Origin of the sequence: Desulfocucumis palustris (genome assembly GCF_002933875.1) — a bacterium.
Lineage (GTDB): Bacteria > Bacillota > Desulfotomaculia > Desulfotomaculales > Desulfocucumaceae > Desulfocucumis > Desulfocucumis palustris.
This window is the reverse complement of the sequence record NZ_BFAV01000129.1, coordinates 1-2,501: the sequence shown is the minus strand read 5'-3', so window position 1 is coordinate 2,501 and position 2,501 is coordinate 1. Positions and strand designations below refer to the sequence as shown.

The 2,501-nt window shown below is 34.6% G+C and carries 2 protein-coding genes and 1 pseudogene; all 3 read right to left on the bottom strand.

Annotated elements, in window-relative coordinates:
* Positions 1–115: 115 nt before the first annotated feature.
* Positions 116–1,432, bottom strand: a complete 1,317-nt coding sequence (locus DCCM_RS11085; RefSeq protein ID WP_104372470.1) for a nucleotide sugar dehydrogenase — start codon at positions 1,430–1,432, stop codon at positions 116–118.
* A gap of 109 nt (positions 1,433–1,541) precedes the next feature.
* Complete coding sequence (locus DCCM_RS11080; RefSeq protein WP_128739141.1) at positions 1,542–1,961, bottom strand: hypothetical protein; 420 nt, start codon at positions 1,959–1,961, stop codon at positions 1,542–1,544.
* A gap of 176 nt (positions 1,962–2,137) precedes the next feature.
* Positions 2,138–2,501 (bottom strand): annotated as a pseudogene (locus DCCM_RS19015) (hypothetical protein); the annotation flags it as partial.

The window sequence follows — 2,501 nt, the reverse complement described above, 5'->3', positions numbered from 1 at the left end:
AAATATCTTACAATAACGGATTGTGCTTTACAGGACCTCATTAACGATTTTATTTCCTGTCTGCCCGCATTTTTAAAGGGGCGCCTTCAACTTTCGTGCTGCGAAAGTTGAGTAACTAACATGAAACTACTTTCTCCGGCCTGCCCCTGTAACGGCCACGTGTATCAATAATAAGCCGGGCATTATTGTAAATATAATCATAATCAAAGCAGTCATGATCAGTGGCAATTAAAACACAATCAGCCTGCTGCAAAACTTCTTTACTTAGTTCCATAGATTTTAAAGGAAAATAATGCCGGCGCATTTTAGGAAACACAGGAACATAAGGATCGCAATATTTAATTATCGCGCCCCTGGCACTTAAAATTTCCATGATCTTTACAGCAGGCGACTCTCGCATATCATCTATATTTTTCTTGTAAGAAATGCCCATTACCAATATGCTGGAACCTTTTAGGGATTTTTCATTTTCATTTAATGCATCAATAATTTTCCCGACAACCCACTCCGGCATAGCGGTGTTAACTTCCCCTGCAAGTTCAATAAACTTAGTTTGCACCCCATACTCCCGGGCTTTCCAGGTAAGATAAAAAGGATCAATGGGTATACAGTGCCCCCCCCAACCCGGGCCGGGATAAAATGGGGTAAAGCCAAAAGGCTTGGTTGATGCAGCCTCGATTACTTCCCAAATATCAATGCCCATACGGTCAGCTACAATTTTCATTTCATTAACTAACCCAATGTTAACTGAACGATATATATTCTCAAGAAGCTTGGTTAATTCAGCAGCCTTAGTCGAGCTAACCGTTACCACTTTGTCCACCAAGCTTCCATATAATGCCTGACCAATTTTTAAGCAGGCAGGTGTACTTCCACCAACTACTTTAGGAATAGTTGCCGTTGTAAAATTTTTGTTACCAGGATCCTCTCGCTCCGGTGAATAAACTAAAAAGATATCCTCACCTACTTTAAATCCTCTCGACCTTATACGCGGTTTTATTTCTTCTTCAGTTGTTCCAGGATATGTTGTGCTTTCCAGACTAATCAATTGGCCCGGGCGCAGGTGCGGCAACAATGCATCTACTGTTCCAAATACATATGACATATCCGGTTCGCGGTATCGATTCAAGGGAGTTGGCACACAAAGTATTAGTACATCAACATTAACAACTCTTGAATAATCAATTGTTGCTTCAAATCTTCCTGTTTCTTTCGCTTCCACTACTCGTTGCGTACCAATATGTTTTAAGTAGTTTTTGCCCTGATTTAGCTTTTTAACTTTATTAACATCTATATCAAAACCTAAAACTTTAAATCCTGCCTTCACAAAAGCTAAGCCCAACGGAAGTCCTACGTAACCCAATCCCAATATACCTATATATGCTGTTTTGTTGACTATTTTAAACATTAACCTTTCTTTATCTGGCGTCATAAAACTTCCTCACAATTTATAAAAGTATCTATCCAGTATAGTATGCTTTTAAAATATAAATTCAAACAATATAAAATCTTAATTCTAGATGACTTGAAATATTCTTCACTTATTTCAATGTAATTATATGATTTGGCATTACAGAATTATTTAAAATATAACTCAAACCAATGCGGTTACATTCTTTACACACCTCACTTGCCAATCTCCAACTATTTACCTGCTCGGGCTTCAAGTGATATACCTTGTCAAATACGGTGCTGTCACCACAACATGTTACAACATTACAATCTGGATCAATACTCATTTTAACATATTGCGGGCAAATAAAATCTTTGGGAATGTTCCTTAATTTTTCATCTACATAATAAAGAATCAATTGTCTCGATGCTTTTTCCAGCACTTCATACTCCAAATCAGATTTTAATAATTTTTTCATTCTTTCAAAGTCATTTATAAATGCAAAAGATGGCATAAGCGTTAATCCATTACTAGAAGCAAACTGGATAATTAAGGGAATCTCATCCATATTAAACTGATATATATGAAATGCTATCAAAAACTATCCTGTAAATCCATTTTCTCTAAAGTTCCTTGACATCTTTATTATATTATCCTTTATCTTCTCAAAGTTAAATCCATGAATTTTATCATATGATTCCTGACTAAAACCTGGCATTGAAAATATAATAAACCTCAAATTCCTTAATTCATTATTGTTAAAAAAACTAATTTTGATGCATTTGTGCTCAGTATAAATTTTATATTTTCGGAATTCATAAACTTAATAATTTGCTTAAATAGAGGATGTAAAAATGGCTCACCCCAATTATATAGGGCAATCTCTGAATTATAATCAATAAAATTATTTTCAAACATATAATATATGGATTTTTTAAATTCTTCAATATTAACAAATTTTTCTTTAGAATTTTTTCTTAAATTTTTATATCCTGTTTGGCACCAATAACATCTAGTAGAGTGATTCCAAATTATAGTTGCAATAATATCTAGCAGGGTATACGATTCTCTTAACGAAATTAACGTTAGGGGGATCATTCTATGCCAT